This window comes from Mycobacterium sp. NGS61, from assembly GCF_059812325.1.
Genome location: NZ_JCALCL010000006.1, coordinates 260,051 through 277,663, shown reverse-complemented (window position 1 = coordinate 277,663; position 17,613 = coordinate 260,051). Strand labels below are relative to the sequence as shown.

Here is a 17,613-nt window from a genome sequence, read left to right as displayed (position 1 = left end):
CTCCTATACCGTACGACTCCATCCGGTAAACGTTATCGGTGCGATCAGAACGCCCGCAACAGTGCCGCCCTGCCTCTGACGTGCATTCGCTGGATCTTGGAGTTGCGGAGCTGGCGCATCCGTTCGGACATGTCGCGGCCCAGCCGATCGAGTTCTTCGTCGCTCAGATCCACCGGTGCCGGCGGCGGGACGAGGTCCCTTTCCTCCTCGTCGGCGTGCGCCTCCAGCACGGTCAAGAAGGAGTTCCATTCCGCTTCGTAGTCCGGCGATTTGGGCGAGGTGCGCAGCGCCACGGCCAGCTGGTCGTAGATCTGCCGGTGCTCGGCGTGCGCGATCGCGATCAGGGTGGTCGCGGCCGCCATCGCGGGGTAGTACAGGTCGTCCTCGATGCGCATGTGGATGTCGAACTCGAGCAGCAGATCGTCGATGCACTTCTGCCGCTCGGGCGTGCCCACCGGGGCCTCGCGCAGTCGGGAGCCCAACGAGCGGAGCAGGTTGTGGTGGTCTTTGAGTACGTCGTAGGCGTTCATCGGATTTCGACCTTGCCCTCGTTCAGCCGAGCCTGGTAGCAGGGCAGCGACGCGGCCGCGGGCCCGCGCACCACGTGTCCGGACTCGACGTCGAATTGTGAACCGTGCCAAGGGCAGACGATCCGGCCGCGGTCCAGCCAGCCGTCGGACATCGGTGCGGCCAGGTGCGGGCAGAACTCGCCGACTGCGGACACCTCGTCGTCACCGGTGCGGCAGACGATCACGCCGACACCGTCCACCTCGACGCGCTGCAGCGCTCCCTGCGGCAATTCCGTCTCGGCCAGCACCGGTGTCCAGTCGGGCAGGTCCAGTCGTGGGCCGGACTGGTCGATGCCGATGCCGGAGCCGAACACCAGCGACCCGCCGAGGTAGCCGCTGCCGGATGCGATGCCGTAGCCGACCGCGCTGACCACCATGCCGCGCAGATTCCGGCCCTGCTGCCGGTCGCGCCACGATGCGATGTACAGCGAGGTGGCGAGCAGGTTCAGCACGCCGTGCACCAGTCCGACCCGGCGGTCTTCTTCATGGGTGTGTTGCCAGTCGGTGACGCCGGTGACGGCGGAGCCGAGGTTGGCCAGGATGCCGATGCCGAGCGCGCGCTGGGCGAATCGTGCCGAGTCGCGCCGTTCGGTGGCGGGCCGGCTCGGCAGCGCATGCAGGACGTCGAGGGCCACGGTCGTGCCGATCGCGCCGCTGGCCAGCGACGCCAGCGGCGGATGGGCGGGATGCCCGAGCCAGACGCCGTTGAGCAGGTTTGTGACCCGATTGCGCGCCGCGCCAAAGGAATTGAACACGAAGCTGAGCACGTTCTCGAGACGGTAGCTGGGTCTGTCCAGCCACTCCTGGCGTCCGATGAACGTAAGAACTCGTTTCCCGATCCCCTCGTGGGGCCGCACCAGTTGATCCACCATTGGCAGCTTTCCTCTCATCGTGAAATTAAATCTAGCATCGTTTGTCATAGGACAAAATCACGCTGTTGATCACCGGTCGGCCGGTACATTGACTGCCGTGCCGCCGATATCCGGGTCGACCGCCAGTGCCATCGCCGACAGCGTGCGTGACCTGGTGTCGCGCGGCGACCTGGCTCCCGGTGCGCTGCTGCCCCCGATCCGCACGCTGGCGACCGAGTTGCAGGTCAACCGCAACACCGTGGCCGCGGCGTACCGGCAGTTGGTCTCCGCGGGGGTGGCGCAGGCCGGCGGCCGGCGGGGCACGGCGATCGCCGAGATCCCCGATCTCGGCGCCGAGCAGACCCCTGGTTCCGGGCTGGTCGACCTGGCCAGTGGAAATCCCGACCCCCGGTTGCTGCCGGACCCGCTCGCGGCGATTCGCCGGGCCCGCTACCACCCGACGATGTACGGGGCGCCGGCCGTCGAAGACCGGTTGATGACGGTGGCCGAGCGGTTGCTCACGCCGGATGTCGGCGCTTGCGGAACCGGCGCGGTGCAGATCGTGGTGACACACGGCGCCGTCGACGCCGTCGAGCGCGTGCTGAGTACCTGTCTGGCCCGCGGGGACGCGGTCGCTGTCGAGGATCCCTGTTTCCTGGCCAGCATCGGCACCGTGCGGCTCAACGGTTACCAGCGGGTACCCGTCCCGGTCGACGAAAGCGGCATGACGGTGGCCGGGCTGCGCAACGCGATCGCCAACCGGGGTGCCCGTGCCGTGATCGTCACCCCCCGGGCGCACAACCCGACCGGAGTGAGCATCGACCACCGCCGCGCCGCCGCGTTGCGCGCGGTATTGGCCGACTATCCCGAGGTGCTGGTGATCGAGGACGACTACTTCTCGCTGGTGTCGTCGGCGCCGTACTGCCGGGTGACTCCGCCGTCGACGAACAACTGGGCGCTGGTACGTTCCGTCGCCAAATTCCTGGGTCCGGACCTGCGGGTAGCCATGGTGGCCGCGAATCCGCAGACCGCTCAACTGATCGGTGCCCGGCTGCGCGCGGGCAAGACCTGGGTCAGTCATCTGCTGCAGGCCGCCGCGGCGCACCTGCTCACCGATCCGGGGACGGCCGCGCAACTCGGCCGGGCCCGGCGCAGTTACGCCAGGCGCAGCCTTATTCTGGCGGAAGCTCTGGTGGCCAAAGGTATTTCGCCGCTGGGCAGTCCGGACGGTCTGAACCTCTGGGTCGACCTTGCCGATGCGCAGGCGGTGGATGCGACGGTGGGCCGGTTGACGCGGGCCGGGTGGGCGGTGCAGCCGGGTGACATCTTCGCCGTCGACCCGTACCGGCCCCGGTACGGCATCCGGATCACCTCGTCGACCGTCACCAGCAGGATGGCGACGCGATTCGCGACCGACCTGGCCAGCGCGGTAACTTAGGCCTGCCTAACCGAAAGGGTGTGACGCGTTGACCGCTGCGGAAGAGCCGCTGTACCGGCCGGTCGAGCCGCAGGATGGCGATGCCGGGAAGTTGGCGTCCGGTCGGCTCAGCGCGGTCGGCGCGCTGCGCGAAGACCCCCTCTGGCCCACCCGGCTCTCGGTGCCCACCTTGCTCGGCGCGGCCCGCGGCTACGGCCGCCCCCTGCCGCTGCCGCCGGGGCCCAGGGGGTTGCCCGTCGTCGGCTCCTTCTTCGAGCTGCGCCGGGACCCGTTCGAGCTGATCAGTCGTGGCGCGGCCGGCTACGGCGACATGTTCCGGATCCCGATGCCGCTGCTCGACATGGTCGCGGTGACCCACCCGGACCTGCTGCGCGAGTTCATGGACGACCAGGACGGCCGGTACAGCCGCTACGACCTGCTCGGTCCGCTGCTCAAGGTCATCGGGGCCAACAGCATCATGCTGGAAGGCCCGAAGCTGCGGGAACGACGCAAGATGCTGATGCCGATGTTCACCCGTCGGCACATGACGACCATGGCGGACATCTTCTGCAGCGAGTTCGACGAGCGCCTGGCCGGCTGGTCGTCGTTCGTCGGCGCCGGGCGTCCGGTGGACCTGCAGTACGAGATCACTCTGCTGACGTTGAAGGTGTACCTCAAGACGCTGTTCTCCGCTTCGATCGGGGAGCAGGAACTGCGCCGGCTGGACGCCGACATGCGGGCGATCACCGGCCTGCTCGGCCTGACCACGCTGATGGTGCCGTTCCCCAATGTGCTTCCGCGCAAAGGTAAGTCGAGCTTGTTCCCGGCGCTGGCGCGGATCTACCGGCTGGTCGGGCGGCTGATCAAGGACCGCAGGAAGAACCCCCTGGAGACGCCGGACTTCCTGGACACCCTGCTGGACGCGCGTTACGAGGACGGTTCGCCGATCAACCGGGCCGACCTGGCAGCCGAGATCGTCGGCCTGCTCGGGGGTGCATACGACCCCACCGGTGCGGCGCTGACCTGGACGGTGGCGCTGCTGCTGAAGAACCCCGACAGCCTGGCCAGGCTCTACGCGGAGGTCGACGCGTTGGGCGGCGCCCTGCCCACGTTCGACGACCTGTCCCGCCTGACCTGGGCCAAGGCGTGCTTCGACGAGGGCCAGCGGATGCAGGGTCACCCGTTCTTCCCGCGGTTCTGCATGACCGACAACGAGCTCGGCGGCTACCGGCTGCCCAAGTTCACCCTGGTGGGCGCGTCGATGTCGGTGGTGCACCGCGACCCGCGGTGGTGGCCGGAACCGGACCGCTTCGACCCGATGCGGTTCATCGATGCCGACCAGGTGCGGGAGCGGCCGCGGCTGGCGTTCATGCCGTTCAGCTCCGGGCAGCACTTCTGCCTGGGCACCAGCATGGCCTACCTGGCCGCGCAGTTCTTCCTGACGATCCTGTTCCAGCGCTACCGGCTGAGCGTGCCCGACGGCTGGCACCCCGAGCCGCAGTTCACCTTCTCGGTGATGGTCAAGGGCGGTCTGCCGGCCACGGTTTCGCGAGTGTGAATCACCCGACGCGCCGCAGGCCCGCCTCGTACAGCTTGCCGCGCACCACGGCGCGCAGTACTTCGCGGAACGACGCACCGCCGGCCTGGCGCCCCTCCTTCGTCCACGCCACGAAGAACCCGGCGACCTGGCGCCAGTGCTTGCGGCCGGCCTGCACCGGGGCGTCGTTGAGCACACAGCGGGCGTCGATCAGGTACGGCCGGGGTGCGCCGATGGCCTCGGTGAACGCGGCCCGGAACTCACCCAGGGTGTGCACGCGCCGCGACGCGACGCCGACGGACGCGGCGTAGTCCGCGAAGTTGATGTCCGGGATCGCCGAACCGCGGTCCGGCCAGCCCATGATCTCGCTTTCGTACTTGATCGCCGCCAGCGCCAGATTGTTGACGACGACGAACACCACCGGCTTGGTGAGGCCCACTGCCGACCGGATCTGGCTGAGCGTCACCGAGGTGCCGCCGTCACCGGCCACCGCCACCGCCAGCTGGGTTTCGGTGTTGCGCGCCGCCGTGATCGCCGCGGGCACCGCAAATCCCATGGTGCCGAAGGACGCTGACCAGATGCTGCGCGTCATCGCGGTGATGTAGCGGTACACCCACAGCGTATTGACGCCGACATCCGCGCACACCGTGGCCGAGCCGCCGAAGCGGGCCAGTTCCTCGTTGATCGCCTTGGTCAGTGCGGACGCCCGAAGTGGAGCACGCTCGGCGCGCCGACGACGCCGACGGGTGCGCGGCTTGCGTTGTGGCCGTTGGTGGTTGGTAGCCTCCCCGCGGAGCGCACCGACCAGTGCCTCCAACGTGGCCATGGCGTCACCGAGGACGCAGACGTCCTGCTCGCCGAGGCGCAGCATCGCGTTCGGATCGACATTCACCACCACGGTTCGACCGGTAGCGCCCAGATCGAAAGCCGAACCCCGATTCGAAACCCCGACCAGCAGCAGCACATCGGCCTGGGCGACGTCGCGGAATGCCCGCAGGTCGCCGGATCCGCCGACCCGTCCCGGCGTGCGCAGTGCCGGGTCGTCGACCACCGAATCGCCGCCCATCGTCAGGTGCACCGAGCAACCCAGCGCCCCGGACAGCGCGGTCAGCAACTCCGCACAGCCCGCCGCGCCGCGACCCGCGACGATGGCCACCCGCTGTGCGCCGCGCAGTGCAGCAATCGCCGCGGCGAGCGCCGATTCGTCGGGCGCGGTGGGCCGCAACGGCACTGATTCGACTGGGGCAGCGCCGGTTTCGTGCCATTCCGCAGCGAGCGCGGCGGCCCGCACCTGCAGGTGCACCACGCCGGTGCCGGAGTCCGCTGCAGTAGCACATGCCCGCCGCACTATGGCTGCGGCCGTCGCCGGGTTGTCGACGACGTAGCGCGCGACACTGACCTCGTCGAGCACCCGGCCCGCATCGACCAGCCACTCCTCGGTTTCCACCGTGGTGACCAGGATTCGGGCGTGGTCGAGCGCCGCGTCATAGATGCCGTTGAGCTGCAACAGCAGCGCCGGACCGGTGGCTGCGACGGTCCCGGCTGACGGGCTGCCGGCCTTGCGCAGGGCGGACGCGCTCATCGACGGCGCCTGGGCGTTGGCGCTGCGCTGTGCGCTGCCGAACGCGGGCAGCAGCGGCGCGCAGAATTCGCTGATCTGCACCGGTGCAGCCAGATTCGCCGCCAGACTGGCGGCCAGTGACCGCTCGCCGGGGCGCGGCGGCCGATCCGGCGGGCGGGTCTCCCGAACTGCCGCAGTGATGCCGCCAGGCAATGAGAACGCCTGGCCTAGCAGCGATATCCCGGCCAGATTCGCAGGGGCGTCGGTGCAGACCACGTCGAGATCGGCACCGGCCAGGCTGGACAGATCCGGGGCGAACTGGCTCAGTTGCGCACGGTCGGTGACCACCTTGCACCGCGACCGGCCGGCCAGCGCCGCGCCGATACCCAGGGGTAGGGCGGCACCGGGAATGCCTGCCAGGCTGGATGATCCAGCCACGTCGGCCAGGTCGGTGAACACTGATTCGGGGGCGGTGGCGGCGTCGTCGTCCGGTGCAGGTTCCGATTCCAGGAGGGTATTCAGGGTGGCTGCGACGTCGCAGACGATCTGACGGGTGTAGGGCATCTGCTTGGCCGTGAAACGCCGGTCGGTCAGCTCCAACAGGTTCGCGTGCGCTTGCACGCGCCGGCGCAGCAACGGACTCGATCGCCCCAGCACCAGCACGTCGCCGGACGGGATCACACCGGCATCCCGCACGTCATGTAACGGACAGCCCAGTCGTACCGAAAGCTGTTGGGCCAGTTCGTCATAGGTGGCGTCCGGGCAGGACCGCAGGATGGCCAGGTCGTCGGATTCCAGGAACTCGGCGATCGAGCTGAACTCCTCCTTGCTCGGCAGGGCCGGTGCCGGCGGCCGCGGAACGAAAAGGCTCGTGTTGTCGGCGGCGATCGGCGCGTAGAGCACGTCCCCGGGGATCGCGACGTGACAGGCGGTGGACTCGTGTACGGCCAGCACCGCGGAGCGGGCGAATCGCTCGAATTGACTGGCCGCATGGATCTGCACCGAGGACGAGGTGCAGCACCTGAACAGCGCCTCGGAGTCGATCTCCTGGAACGAGTCCCGGCCGATGTTGGCCACCGGAACCTGACCGGTGATGGCCAGCAACGGAACCCGGCTCACGAAGGCCTCGTAGGCTCCGGCCACCAGGTTGGTCGCGCCGGGCCCGGCGGTGCCGAAGCACACGCCCAGCCGGCCGGATGCCTTGGCGTACCCCACCGCCATCAGTGCCGCGGCGGTCTCGTGGCGGGTGGTGACGACCCGGATCTCGGTGCGCTTGCTCGCCGCATGGACCAGCGAGTTCACCGACTCCGCCGGCATGCCGAAGAGGTATTCCACGCCGAGGGCGATCAGATAGTCCACCAGCTCGTCGGCGAAGCGTTGCCGCCCGAGCGCATTGGAGAACAGGTGCCGGTTATGCATGGATCCGGCTGTGTTCGGTCAGACAATGGATCACGGCGTCCACGGATGCGCCGGATTGAACGGTGATCCGCACCCCCAGCCCGGGATACTCGCGCACCAGGATGCCGTCGCTGAGTGCCCGCTGAAACAGGGCGTGCGCATCCGGCGCGGGTACCCATACGAAGTTGCCCTGCGACCGCGTCCCGCAGTGCAGGTTGTGACGAATCAGGAACTCTTCCAACCTGTTCCGGTCCTCGATGACGCCGGCCACCCGGCGCTGCAGCTGGTGTTGATGTCGCAGCGACTCTGCGGCCGCGGTGATGCCGATCGAGTTCACCGAGTATGTCGGGACGGCGTTCCGGGCGCGCGCGGCCAGGGCGGCGCTGCTGAACACGCCGTATCCGATCCGCAGCCCGGCCAGTCCGTAGGCCTTGGAGAAGCTGCGCAGCACCACCACGTCGTCCGGACCGCTCACTAGGCGCCGCACCGCGTCGTCCGGCAACGTCTCGTCGAACTCTGCGTACGCCTGATCGACCACCAGCAGCACGGTTTCGGGCAGCGCGTCGCGCAGCGCGGTCAGGTCGGTCACGCTCACCGTGGCGCCGGTCGGGCTGTGCGGCGCGCCGACGATCACCTGACGGGTCGACGCATCGGCGCGCGACAAGATGCCCTGTAGCGATTGGTTTCCCGGCGGGTCGCTGGCCACCCCGGCCGGGACACCGCCGGCCCGCGACACCAGCACCGCGTATTCGTCGAAGGCCGGTAGCCCGAAGACCGTCGACCCCCGTACCGGTGCGGCGTGCAGGACGGCGTCCAGGACGCCGACGCTGCCGGGACCGATGACGACCCGGTCTCGCGAAACTCCGTGCAGGGCACTGATCTCCGCGGTCAGTTCGGCGACATGGTGATTGTGGGGGTAGTGGCAGAGGGTGGCCGCACTGCTGGACAGGATCTCCCGCACCTCCGGGAGCGGGTCGAACGCCAACTCGTTGCGGGACAGGTCGAACCTGATCCGCAGCGGGTTCCTGGCGTGGTCGTGCATCGAAATGCGCTTGGCCCTCATGGCAATTCGAAGTCTTCGGCTCGTCTGGTATCCAGACGCAACCGGTCGGTGATCAGCATGACCGCGAATCCGGCAACCACCACCGCGACCGACACCACCGAGATCCGCTCGATCAGGATGAGAGTCGACAGATAGCCCACCGAGACGAACATGTCGTCGCGCAGCATGTCGTTGGACGACTTCTGGTCAACCGTGCGCACCAGGCGCCACGCCTGGATGCACGACACCGGAAGCCAGATCAGGGCAATCAGGTACGTGGGAGCCAGGAAGCCGAGCACAACCGGAACCACGACGGCGGCATACACCAGTACCGTCGCCACCGCGGCGATCAACGCGGCACGGTGTCTGGTGGCGCTCAACGTCGCCGAGGTGGTGACGTGGACTCGTTTGTCCCCTTCGTAATCGGGCACGTTCTTGGTCAGGCCTTTGGCGCAGAACCAGACGAACAGGTACAGGGCCAGCGCGCAGTACTGCGGATCGGTCAGCACGTCCCATCTCAGATCGGAGGCCAGCACCGCGCTCACATACGGATAGGCCACCGCATTGGCGAAGTACAGGATCCCGATCCGTGCCCGCGCCTTCATCCGCAGCGGTCGGAATGAATACTGTTGGCAGCCAATCAAAGCCAGCAGGGTCAAGCCGGCGAACCACGGATTCACCAGCAACGAGAGCGCAAAGTTGAACACGGCCAGCAGGTGGGTGTGGCGCAGCAGCCGGTCCCGGCCGTACCGGCTCAGTTCGTACACCCGCGACGGGATGTTCTCGTTGTCCTCCGCGACGTCGGTGTAGATGTTGTACAGGTTCGCGATCGCTGCGATGTGGTAGGACACCACCATTCCGACGACCAGGGCCAGCGAACTCACCTCGCCGGCGACGACACTGGCCAGATAGAAACCCAACATGCCCGGAATGCACGTCCGGGGCCGGGAGAACGCGACGAACTGTGCGATCCGCCAGCTGGCCGGCGCGGCGATACCCGGCGAGGTGCGCACCAGTTCCAGCCGTTGCTCGCTGGGCAGTTCCAGGAATGGGCGGGTGTCGGTCTTCAGTTGACGCTCCTCCATGGCCTACTCCACTTCCAATGCGTCCACGATTGTCGATTTCGCGGCGCGAGACGCGGGGAGCAAAGCCCCGCTCCAACAAAGAATCACCGCCACTGCGACGGTGAGTAAGTCCAGCGGCGAGAACGAATACCGCACCGTGATGGCGGTGACCGAACTCATGATCAGGGTGCCCAGCCGGTGCACCACCACGCTGGTCAGCATCCCGATCACGCCGCCCAGTAGCGCGATGCTGGTCGATTCGACCAGGATCGACTTAGTGATGTAGTTGCGCGAGGCCCCCATCGCGCGCAGCACGCCGATCTCCCGTGTGCGTTCGATCACCGAGATCATGAACGCGTTGAACAGCGCCATCGCCGCCAACAGCGCCACGATCCACTGCACGAACACCGCCAGCGACCCGATCTGGGCGACCGCGCCTTTGCCCGAGTCGACGGCGTCCTGCCCACTGAACGCATACAAACCCGTTGCCGCAGCGAGCTTTTCGAGCTGGTCCAACGCGGCGGGCGCGTTCGCCGGGTTGTCGACGTGGACTTCCAGGTAGGTGGCACCGTCGCGCTGGAACCACGTCTTCATGTGCGTCAGCGACATCGCGATCATGCCGCGTTCAGTGGTGAGGTAGTCCACGATGCCGAGGATCTGCACGGTCTGCTCACCGGACGGGGTGCTCAACGTCAGCTGGTCCCCGACCCCACGGTGCAGGTGCCGGGCCAGCTGCCGGGAGACCACCACACCCGCACCGGCTTCGACCTCGGCCCGCACCGACGGCGGCATGGCGGCGAAGGCGGGCGTCACTGTCTGCGGGTCGGATCCCACCACCAGAACCCGGTCGCTGCCGACGTTGACGAAGGCGTACTGGACCGGCCGGACGGCGACGACGCCCGGGATCGCCCGCACCTGTTCGTCTGTTCCCTTCGGGATCAGCGGGCTGATCGGCACCACTTCCTTGGACGCCGCGGACAGGTACATGTCCGCACCGGCGAGGGAGGAGAAGGCGTTACCGGTGGAGTCGACCACGTCGGTCAGCACCCCGCTGGTCACGCTGCCCAGCGCCACCGCGATTGTGACGATCATCAGACTCGCCCAGGTGCGTTTGGCGGCCGCCGTCATCGTCGACCTGCTGACCTGCCCGCTCGGCCCCATCAGCGCCGCGATCCGGCTGGCCAGCGCCACCAGCGTCGGCCCCAGCGCCCAGCACAGGGTCAGCACCGCGACCAGCACCAAAATGCCTCCGGCGAAAGTCTTTTCGTCGTGCAACCGCAGCGCGATGAAGAACGCCGCGAACATCAGCAGCGCACCGACCACCACCCCGAGCCAGTGCGGTCGGGTCCGGTCGGTGCCCAGGCTCTCCAGTTCCACCGGCCGCATCGCCGCGATGGGTGACGCCCGGAACACCACCATCGCCGGCCAGGCGGCGCCCAAGACGCAAGCGACGACGCCCACCGTCACCACCACCGCGATCGCGGTGCCGGGAAAGAAATAGTCTGGCTTGACGTCGACGGACTGCAGCATCAGCGGCGGCAGCCGCTTGATTGCGAGGTAGCTCATGGCCGCGCCCAGCGGTGCCCCCAGCAGGCCGCCGAGTAGCCCCAGCAGGGACACCTCGAGCAGCAGGTCCCTGGCCAGTTGCCCCCGCTCGGCGCCCAGGGCCCGCAGCGTGGCGATCATCGGACGACGTTGCACCACAGCCATATTCATGGTGTTGAAGACGATGAACATCGCCACTACCAGCGCGATCGATCCGACCAGCAGCAGGGTGTCGCGGGTGAGCGAGACGGAGTTGTCGGTCTGGGCGACCCGGAACTGCGGTTCGGCGACCACCGCACGGTGGTCGACCACCCGCACCAGATCGGCACCCAGGGATCTCAGATCGACCCCGGGCTTGGCCACCACGAACACCGAACTCACCCGACCGGGCTGATGTAACAGCTGCTGCGCCAACGGCAACGGGACGATCAGGTAATCGCCCGCGTTGTATTTCTCGGCAAGCTCACCCGTGGGTACGAACACCACGTTGACGCGGGTGTTGTTGACTTCCACCGATCCGCCGGGGCCCGTGCCCAGGCCCGGGCCGGCGATCGCCCCGCCGGCCAGCTTGTCCTTGTCGGCCTGCTGCACCAGCTCGTTGCCCACCCTGTTGTCCAGCACCCGGATGCTGGGGCTGACCCCCAAAAGCGTGGTGCCGGAACGCGGAGCGTTGACTGTCGCCTTCACGATCGGTTCGGCAGCGGCCACCCCGTCGACGCTGCGCAACTCGGCGACCAACGATTCGGGCATTCCGCTGTCGGCGGCACCGGTGACCTCGAAAGCGGCTCTGCCGTAGAGGTCTTCGGCCATCGTCGCCACCGATTCGGTCATCGAGGTGTAGATGCCGGCGATGGCCACCAGCAGCGCGGTCGCGATCATCACGGCTGCCACGCAGCTCAGCGATCGCTTCCAGTGCGCGATCGCGTAGCGCAGATTGAGCAGCCTGAACCGGACGGCGGGGGCGATCATGGGTCTTCGACGACTTTGCCGTCGCGCATGACGATTTCGCGATCGGCGGCGGCCGCGATCGACGGGTCGTGCGTGACCATGATCACCGAGCAGTCGCCGTCGTCGGCGATTTTGCGGAGCAGCGTAAGAATGTTCTTGCCGGACTCTGAGTCCAGGTTCCCGGTCGGCTCGTCGGCCAGCACCACGCCCGGCTTCATGATCAGCGCGCGGGCGATGGCGACGCGCTGCATCTGGCCACCGGAAAGCTGCGAAGGCTTGTGGTCGATGCGGTCGCCGAGGCCGACCATCTCCAGCAACTCGCAGGCGTCCCGGCGGGCGAGCTTCATCGACGACCCGTCGAGCACCCGGGGCATCGCCACGTTCTCCCAGGCGGTCAGGGTGGGCAGCAGGTTGAAGAACTGAAAGATGAAGGAGACCTTGCGCCGGCGGTACTCGGACTGTTCGTCGTCGCTCTTCTGGGACAGTTCTTCGCCGTCGACCTTGATCGAACCCTGGTCGGGGCGGTCGATCCCGCCGATCAGGTGCAATAGGGTGCTCTTGCCCGACCCGGACTGTCCGGTGATGGCGACCAGCTTCTCGTTGCCCAACGACAGGGTGACATCGTCGACCGCTTTGACCAGCTCCTGACCCCGCTGATAAGTCCTGCTCACAGCAGTGATCTCGATCAGCATGAGAAAGCCCCTGGGCGCTAGCGGTGCACAGACTGAGTGCAGGACAGGCTAACCTTACACACCGTCAATTTCTTACGCGGGCGTTTCCCATTCCTGCAGCCGGCTGGTGCGACGGCTGAAAATCCAGTTCGGCGCCAGGGTCAGGCCTGTCTCGCGCGCCCAGACCAGCAGCGGATGACCCCACTGGCCGGCGACGCCGATGCCGCGTGATTCCCGCGCAATGCGCTGGGTGCGCGGGCGGCGCACCCGGTCGTACTCCCGTAACGCCGCGCTCAGGTCGCGGTGCCTGGTGATCAGGGCGCACAGCGTGGCGGCGTCCTCCAGGGCCTGATTGGCGCCTTGGCCGAGGTTCGGCGACATCGCGTGCGCCGCGTCACCGATCAGCACGGTGTTGCGGTGCACGTAAGACCTCAGGGGGCCCTCGAGTTCCTCGCTGTGGGTGTAGTGAACGGCTTCGGGATCTGTCGCGTCGAGCAGCTCGGCGATGGGCTCGTGCCAGCCACCGAACCGGGCCCGGATCTCCTGCAGCGCAGCGACACCGGTTTCGTTGCGGGCGCTGGCCACCACGCCGAACCAGTACACCCGGCCGTCTTTGAGTGGAACCAGGCCGAATCTCTGCCCGGCGCCCCACGTTTCCCCGCCGGCCTCGACGGTTACCGGCCGGGACGTGATCGCCCGCCACACGCCGTAGCCGCTGCGGCGGGTGGGACGGTCCTGCGGCAGGCTGGCGCGCACGCGGCTGCGGATCCCGTCGGCTCCGATGACCAGGTCGGCGCCGGCGGTCACGTCGCCGTGGTCGGTGTGCACGGCGCCGTCGGTGACCGCGGCGACCCGATGACCCCACTGCACCGTGCCCGCGGCGAGGCCGGCGAACAGGGTGGCGTGCAATTCGGTGCGGTCCACGGCGCGCAGGTTCGCATACGTGGCCGGGGCGAAGGTGACCAGGAAGCGGCCGTTCGGCTTGCGGATTCCGGACCGGGTGTACGGGGGCGCGTCGGCGCAGATCGCCCGGACGGCCGGGCCGAGACCGAGTTGGTCCAGCGCGCGAAACCCGTTGCCGAACAAGGACAATCCGGCCCGCGGCGGTTGGGAATCGGACGACCGTTCCAGCACGGTCGTGTCCCATCCCGCCTGTTGCAGTCCGTTGGCGACCGCGAGCCCTGCGATCCCGGCGCCGACCACGACAGCTTTCATGCGCCGAAAGCGTAGTCAGGAACGGTTCGGTTCCCAGGAGTCGGTCGGATAGGCGCAGAACAGCGCGACGCCGTCGGGCGATTGGGCAGCGACGGGGCCACCGGTGTCGTCGGGGAACGCGGTGTGAACTTCCGCGACGCACTTCGCCCCGATTTGCCGCACTCCGAGCAGTGTCCCGGCGTTCGCCCACACTCCGGATCTGCATCTGAGAACTTTGCCATTGGCGTCCCAGCCGAAGATGTAGCGCCCGGTGTTCGAGTAGCACGGCTGGCCCAGGACGGCATTGTCCGCCATGTTGGGGACGGGTTGGCTGCCCGGATCGGCGGTGGCCGGGGTTGCCAGGACGGTACCGGCCGCGATTGCGACGGCAGCTGCGACCACGCCTTTCATAGGCGTTGACGTTAGCTGGACGCGGGCCGCTACACCAGGGCCGATCTGTGCTACTATCGAACATATGTGCGAATACGCCCAATCGGAGGTTACCGCCGCGGAGAAGTTGGCGCGCTTTGACCGGTCGATGGGGGCGGCGTTCGCGCACCGGGAGGGCCTGATAGCGACCACTCCGGCGGCCACGAGTTGGATGAGTCGTATCCAGGAGTCGGGTCGGGTGGCCAACCAGGGCGAGGCTGCGCAGTTGATGGCGATCGGGGAATTGTTCAGCTACCGGCTTTCGCGCAGTGCTGACACCGAAGACTGGGCGATGGACACCATGGCAGCCGTGGCCGCCGAGGTCGCAGCGGGCCTCAAGATCAGCCAGTCCTGGGCCGCGGGCAAGGTCCACTACGCCCGCGCGATGCGCGAACGCCTGCCCCGCACTGCGGCGTTGTTCTGCAGCGGGGACATCGACATCTCGGCGTTCACCACCGTCGTCTCTCGCACCGATTTGATCGTGGAACCACAGGTGCTCGCCCGGGTTGATGCACTGGTCGCGGCCCAGATCCTGCGCTGGCCCTCCCTGAGCACCTGGCGGCTGTCAGCCCAAGTCGACAAAATCGTGACCCGCATCGACATCGACGCCGTGCGGCGCCGCAAGAAACGCCGCCAGGATCGCGACATCTCGATCGGCGACGACTGCGACGGGATCTGTGAGATTCGAGGGCAGTTAGCCAGCACGGATGCGCACGCCCTGGACAGCCGGCTGACGAAACTGGCGGCCACCGTCTGCCCGCACGACCCGCGCACCCGTGAACAACGCCGCGCCGACGCGGTCGGCGCGTTAGCCGCCGGCGCCGACCGGCTGAGCTGTCGCTGCGCGCGGCCGGACTGCACCGCCGCCGACCGCAAACCGGCTTCCCCGGCGGTGATCCATCTCATCGCCGAGCACGCCACTCTCACCGGCCACAACGACGCCCCGGCCGTACAGATCGGCGCTGAGGGACTCGTCACCGCGGAACTACTGCGAGAACTGGCCCAGACAGCCACGCTGACACCGCTGACACACCCGGGCTGCTGCGACCCCGAACCCCGCTACACACCGTCCAAAATCCTGGCCGACTTCGTCCGCGCCCGAGACCTGACTTGCCGCTGGCCCGGCTGCGACGTCCCCGCCACCGATTGCGACCTCGATCACAGCATCCCCTACAGCCAGGGTGGTCCCACCCACGCCGCCAACCTCAAGTGCTACTGCCGCCAGCATCATCTGGTAAAGACGTTCTGGGGCTGGACCGACACACAACTCGCCGACGCCACCCTGATACTCACCTCCCCCGCCGGGGACATCTATGTCACCACCCCCGGCAGCGCGCTGCTGTTCCCCAGCTTGTGCGCTCCGGTCGGGGGAATGCCCACCCCCGACACCACACCGCCAAACGACCACTGCGGCGACCGGGCCGCGATGATGCCCAAACGCCGCCGCACCCGCGCGCAAAACCGCACCGCCCGCGTCGCCGCCGAACGACGCCAGAACCACCAAGCCCGCACCCAAGCCCGCCAAGCAGTGGTCACCGGCTGGTGGACCGAGGACAACCCACCACCCAACCCAGACGACGACCCCCCACCGTTCTAGGTGGGCCAGGAACTCGCGTTCGTCCGGAAGTTCGCGTTCGGACCAGAGCAGAAATCCGAGTTGGTTCCGGCCAGCAGCACGAAATAACCCTCGCCGCGCTTGATGTCGCTGTACGGGGGATAACTCCACCCGCTGTTGCACATCGACGTCGGCGTGCCTACCGTCGCCCGGCGCCAACTCGACTTTGCGCACGCTGTCAGGGCTTCGATATTGGTGACGCCACTCTTGGCGATGACCAGCATGCCGCCACCCCATTGCCCGTCGTTGCGGCGGTAGGCGCGTGCTCCGAACCCGGTCCCGTTCACCTGGCACCCCAACGCCCGCTGCAAAGGCTGGAACACCGTCGCAACGTCGCGATTCGCGACACCGGCTGCGGCCGTGATGAATTGGGCTGCGTCGGAGCCGTCGACCTCTTGGATGTTGGCATCGCGAAAGCTGAAGAGCTGCTGCGCGATTGCCGCGTTGGCGCCGCCACCCACCACGGGGCCGCTGCCGGTGGACGTCATCGGGGGCAGCGCGGCATCGGCGTGCGCTGCCGGCGCCAAAGCCAGCGACAACGCAACGGCAATCAGAACGCGAAACGCGACCATCATCGGAATGCTCCCAGACCGGTGAACGCCTGGCCCAGGACCAGCTGGTGCATCTCGGGGGTGCCCTCGTAGGTCAGCACCGACTCCAGGTTCACCATGTGCCGGATCACCGGGTACTCCAGCGATATGCCGTTGCCGCCCAATATCGTTCGCGCTGTCCGGCAGATCTCGATGGCCTCTCGGGTGTTGTTCAGCTTGCCGAAGCTCACCTGATCGGGCCGCAGACCCACACTGTCCTTGAGCCGGCCCAGGTGCAGCGACAGCAACTGCCCCTTGTGCAATTCCACCGCCATGTCGACCAACTTTGCCTGCGTCAGCTGGAATCCGGCAATCGGCCGGTCGAACTGAGTGCGTTGCAGGGCATAGTCCAGCGCGGCCTGCCACGCCGAGCGGGCCGCACCCATCGAGCCCCACACAATCCCGTACCGCGCCTCCGACAGACATGCCAGCGGGCCCTTCAACCCGGTGGCGTCGGGCAGCATCGCCGACGCCGGCAACCGCACGTCGTCCAGCACCAGCTCGCTGGTGATCGAGGCGCGCAGCGACAACTTGTGGTGGATGGTGTTGGCGGAGAAACCGCGGGTCTCGGCCGGCACCAAGAACCCGCGAATCCCGTCGTCGGTGGCGGCCCACACCACCGCGACGTCAGCGATCGAGCCGTTGGTGATCCACATCTTGCGGCCGTTGAGCACCCAGTCCGACCCGTCGCGGCGCGCCCGGGTCTTCATCGCGGCCGGGTCGGAGCCGGCATCGGGTTCGGTCAACCCGAAACAGCCGATCAGCTCCCCGGCCGCCATGCCGGGCAACCACTGTTGCTTCTGCTCCTCCGAGCCGTTGTTCCAGATCGCGAACATCGCCAGCGACCCCTGCACCGACACCAGCGACCGGATGCCGGAGTCGGCCGCTTCCAGTTCCAGGCAGGCCAGCCCGTAGTGCACCGCCGACGCCCCGCCACAGCCGTAACCGTCCAGGTGCATCCCCAGCAGGCCCAATTCGCCGAACTGCTTGGCCAGTTCCCGCGCCACCGGCAGGTCGCCGTCCTCGAACCACCCGGCCACGTGCGGGGTCACGTGCTCGGCGCAGAATGCGCGGACCGTGTCCCGCACGGCTATCTCGTCGCTGGACAGGGATGCGTCCAGCCCCAGCGGGTCGGTGGGATCAAAGGTCGGCGGCGCGTCGGTGTTCATGCCTCAATCCTGC

14 protein-coding genes are annotated in these 17,613 nt (G+C 67.8%); 3 read left to right on the top strand and 11 right to left on the bottom strand.

The window, feature by feature from the left end:
- Positions 1-44: 44 nt before the first annotated feature.
- Together AC5Y3Z_RS15565 and AC5Y3Z_RS15560 are read right to left on the bottom strand one after the other, a co-directional pair.
- Positions 45-530, bottom strand: coding sequence for a hemerythrin domain-containing protein (locus tag AC5Y3Z_RS15565; RefSeq protein ID WP_463825530.1), 486 nt, complete (start codon positions 528-530; stop codon positions 45-47).
- Positions 527-1,441: a Rieske (2Fe-2S) protein gene (locus AC5Y3Z_RS15560; RefSeq protein ID WP_473139471.1), complete on the bottom strand. Its 915-nt coding sequence runs from the start codon at positions 1,439-1,441 to the stop codon at positions 527-529. Before AC5Y3Z_RS15560 ends, AC5Y3Z_RS15565 begins: the two co-directional genes overlap by 4 nt.
- Before the next feature lie 97 nt (positions 1,442-1,538).
- Between AC5Y3Z_RS15560 and AC5Y3Z_RS15555 the strand changes: the two genes are divergently transcribed.
- Both AC5Y3Z_RS15555 and AC5Y3Z_RS15550 read left to right on the top strand, forming a co-directional pair.
- Positions 1,539-2,858 carry an aminotransferase class I/II-fold pyridoxal phosphate-dependent enzyme gene (locus tag AC5Y3Z_RS15555; protein WP_473139470.1) on the top strand — a complete coding sequence of 440 codons (1,320 nt, stop codon included), beginning with the start codon at positions 1,539-1,541 and terminating at the stop codon, positions 2,856-2,858.
- Between the two features lie 28 nt (positions 2,859-2,886).
- On the top strand, positions 2,887-4,395 hold the full coding sequence (locus AC5Y3Z_RS15550) for a cytochrome P450 (protein WP_473139469.1): 1,509 nt from the start codon (positions 2,887-2,889) through the stop codon (positions 4,393-4,395).
- Position 4,396: 1 nt separating this feature from the next.
- Here the strand turns inward: AC5Y3Z_RS15550 and AC5Y3Z_RS15545 are convergent, their stop codons facing one another.
- The 7 genes from AC5Y3Z_RS15545 to AC5Y3Z_RS15515 form a co-directional block, all read right to left on the bottom strand.
- The gene (locus tag AC5Y3Z_RS15545) at positions 4,397-7,354 is read right to left on the bottom strand and encodes a thiamine pyrophosphate-binding protein (RefSeq protein WP_473139468.1); all 2,958 of its coding nucleotides are present in this window, start codon (positions 7,352-7,354) and stop codon (positions 4,397-4,399) included.
- A complete protein-coding gene (locus AC5Y3Z_RS15540) occupies positions 7,347-8,396 on the bottom strand; it encodes a pyridoxal phosphate-dependent aminotransferase (protein ID WP_463825535.1) in 1,050 nt (349 codons plus the stop codon). Before AC5Y3Z_RS15540 ends, AC5Y3Z_RS15545 begins: the two co-directional genes overlap by 8 nt.
- The gene (locus AC5Y3Z_RS15535) at positions 8,393-9,460 is read right to left on the bottom strand and encodes a UbiA family prenyltransferase (protein WP_473139467.1); all 1,068 of its coding nucleotides are present in this window, start codon (positions 9,458-9,460) and stop codon (positions 8,393-8,395) included. The genes AC5Y3Z_RS15540 and AC5Y3Z_RS15535 overlap by 4 nt, the downstream gene beginning before the upstream one ends.
- Positions 9,461-9,463: 3 nt before the next feature.
- Positions 9,464-11,953 (bottom strand): ABC transporter permease, encoded by a 2,490-nt coding sequence (locus AC5Y3Z_RS15530; protein WP_473139466.1) that lies wholly within the window; start codon positions 11,951-11,953, stop codon positions 9,464-9,466.
- Complete coding sequence (locus tag AC5Y3Z_RS15525; protein WP_473139465.1) at positions 11,950-12,624, bottom strand: ABC transporter ATP-binding protein; 675 nt, start codon at positions 12,622-12,624, stop codon at positions 11,950-11,952. Before AC5Y3Z_RS15525 ends, AC5Y3Z_RS15530 begins: the two co-directional genes overlap by 4 nt.
- A gap of 72 nt (positions 12,625-12,696) precedes the next feature.
- The gene (locus tag AC5Y3Z_RS15520; protein ID WP_473139464.1) at positions 12,697-13,818 is read right to left on the bottom strand and encodes an FAD-dependent monooxygenase; all 1,122 of its coding nucleotides are present in this window, start codon (positions 13,816-13,818) and stop codon (positions 12,697-12,699) included.
- Positions 13,819-13,833: 15 nt separating this feature from the next.
- Positions 13,834-14,208 (bottom strand): hypothetical protein, encoded by a 375-nt coding sequence (locus tag AC5Y3Z_RS15515; protein ID WP_473139463.1) that lies wholly within the window; start codon positions 14,206-14,208, stop codon positions 13,834-13,836.
- A gap of 64 nt (positions 14,209-14,272) precedes the next feature.
- On the opposite strand from AC5Y3Z_RS15515, the gene AC5Y3Z_RS15510 reads away from it, so the two are divergent.
- The gene (locus AC5Y3Z_RS15510; protein WP_473139462.1) at positions 14,273-15,823 is read left to right on the top strand and encodes an HNH endonuclease signature motif containing protein; all 1,551 of its coding nucleotides are present in this window, start codon (positions 14,273-14,275) and stop codon (positions 15,821-15,823) included.
- Here AC5Y3Z_RS15510 and AC5Y3Z_RS15505 read toward each other — a convergent pair.
- Both AC5Y3Z_RS15505 and AC5Y3Z_RS15500 read right to left on the bottom strand, forming a co-directional pair.
- Positions 15,820-16,416, bottom strand: coding sequence for a hypothetical protein (locus AC5Y3Z_RS15505; RefSeq protein ID WP_473139461.1), 597 nt, complete (start codon positions 16,414-16,416; stop codon positions 15,820-15,822). The two genes, AC5Y3Z_RS15510 and AC5Y3Z_RS15505, sit on opposite strands and share 4 nt — an antisense overlap.
- Complete coding sequence (locus tag AC5Y3Z_RS15500) at positions 16,413-17,600, bottom strand: acyl-CoA dehydrogenase (protein ID WP_463825543.1); 1,188 nt, start codon at positions 17,598-17,600, stop codon at positions 16,413-16,415. Before AC5Y3Z_RS15500 ends, AC5Y3Z_RS15505 begins: the two co-directional genes overlap by 4 nt.
- Between the last annotated feature and the right edge of the window lie 13 nt (positions 17,601-17,613).

What these genes read in the sequence shown, in the direction of transcription:
- AC5Y3Z_RS15530 (WP_473139466.1), bottom strand. Translation starts at nt 11,953, where the DNA reads ATGATCGCCCCCGCCGTCCGGTTCAGGCTGCTCAATCTGCGCTACGCG.
- AC5Y3Z_RS15510 (WP_473139462.1), top strand. Translation starts at nt 14,273, where the DNA reads ATGTGCGAATACGCCCAATCGGAGGTTACCGCCGCGGAGAAGTTGGCG.
- AC5Y3Z_RS15545 (WP_473139468.1), bottom strand. Translation starts at nt 7,354, where the DNA reads ATGCATAACCGGCACCTGTTCTCCAATGCGCTCGGGCGGCAACGCTTC.
- AC5Y3Z_RS15515 (WP_473139463.1), bottom strand. Translation starts at nt 14,208, where the DNA reads ATGAAAGGCGTGGTCGCAGCTGCCGTCGCAATCGCGGCCGGTACCGTC.
- AC5Y3Z_RS15565 (WP_463825530.1), bottom strand. Translation starts at nt 530, where the DNA reads ATGAACGCCTACGACGTACTCAAAGACCACCACAACCTGCTCCGCTCG.
- AC5Y3Z_RS15525 (WP_473139465.1), bottom strand. Translation starts at nt 12,624, where the DNA reads ATGCTGATCGAGATCACTGCTGTGAGCAGGACTTATCAGCGGGGTCAG.
- AC5Y3Z_RS15540 (WP_463825535.1), bottom strand. Translation starts at nt 8,396, where the DNA reads ATGAGGGCCAAGCGCATTTCGATGCACGACCACGCCAGGAACCCGCTG.
- AC5Y3Z_RS15520 (WP_473139464.1), bottom strand. Translation starts at nt 13,818, where the DNA reads ATGAAAGCTGTCGTGGTCGGCGCCGGGATCGCAGGGCTCGCGGTCGCC.
- AC5Y3Z_RS15535 (WP_473139467.1), bottom strand. Translation starts at nt 9,460, where the DNA reads ATGGAGGAGCGTCAACTGAAGACCGACACCCGCCCATTCCTGGAACTG.
- AC5Y3Z_RS15500 (WP_463825543.1), bottom strand. Translation starts at nt 17,600, where the DNA reads ATGAACACCGACGCGCCGCCGACCTTTGATCCCACCGACCCGCTGGGG.
- AC5Y3Z_RS15505 (WP_473139461.1), bottom strand. Translation starts at nt 16,416, where the DNA reads ATGATGGTCGCGTTTCGCGTTCTGATTGCCGTTGCGTTGTCGCTGGCT.
- AC5Y3Z_RS15560 (WP_473139471.1), bottom strand. Translation starts at nt 1,441, where the DNA reads ATGGTGGATCAACTGGTGCGGCCCCACGAGGGGATCGGGAAACGAGTT.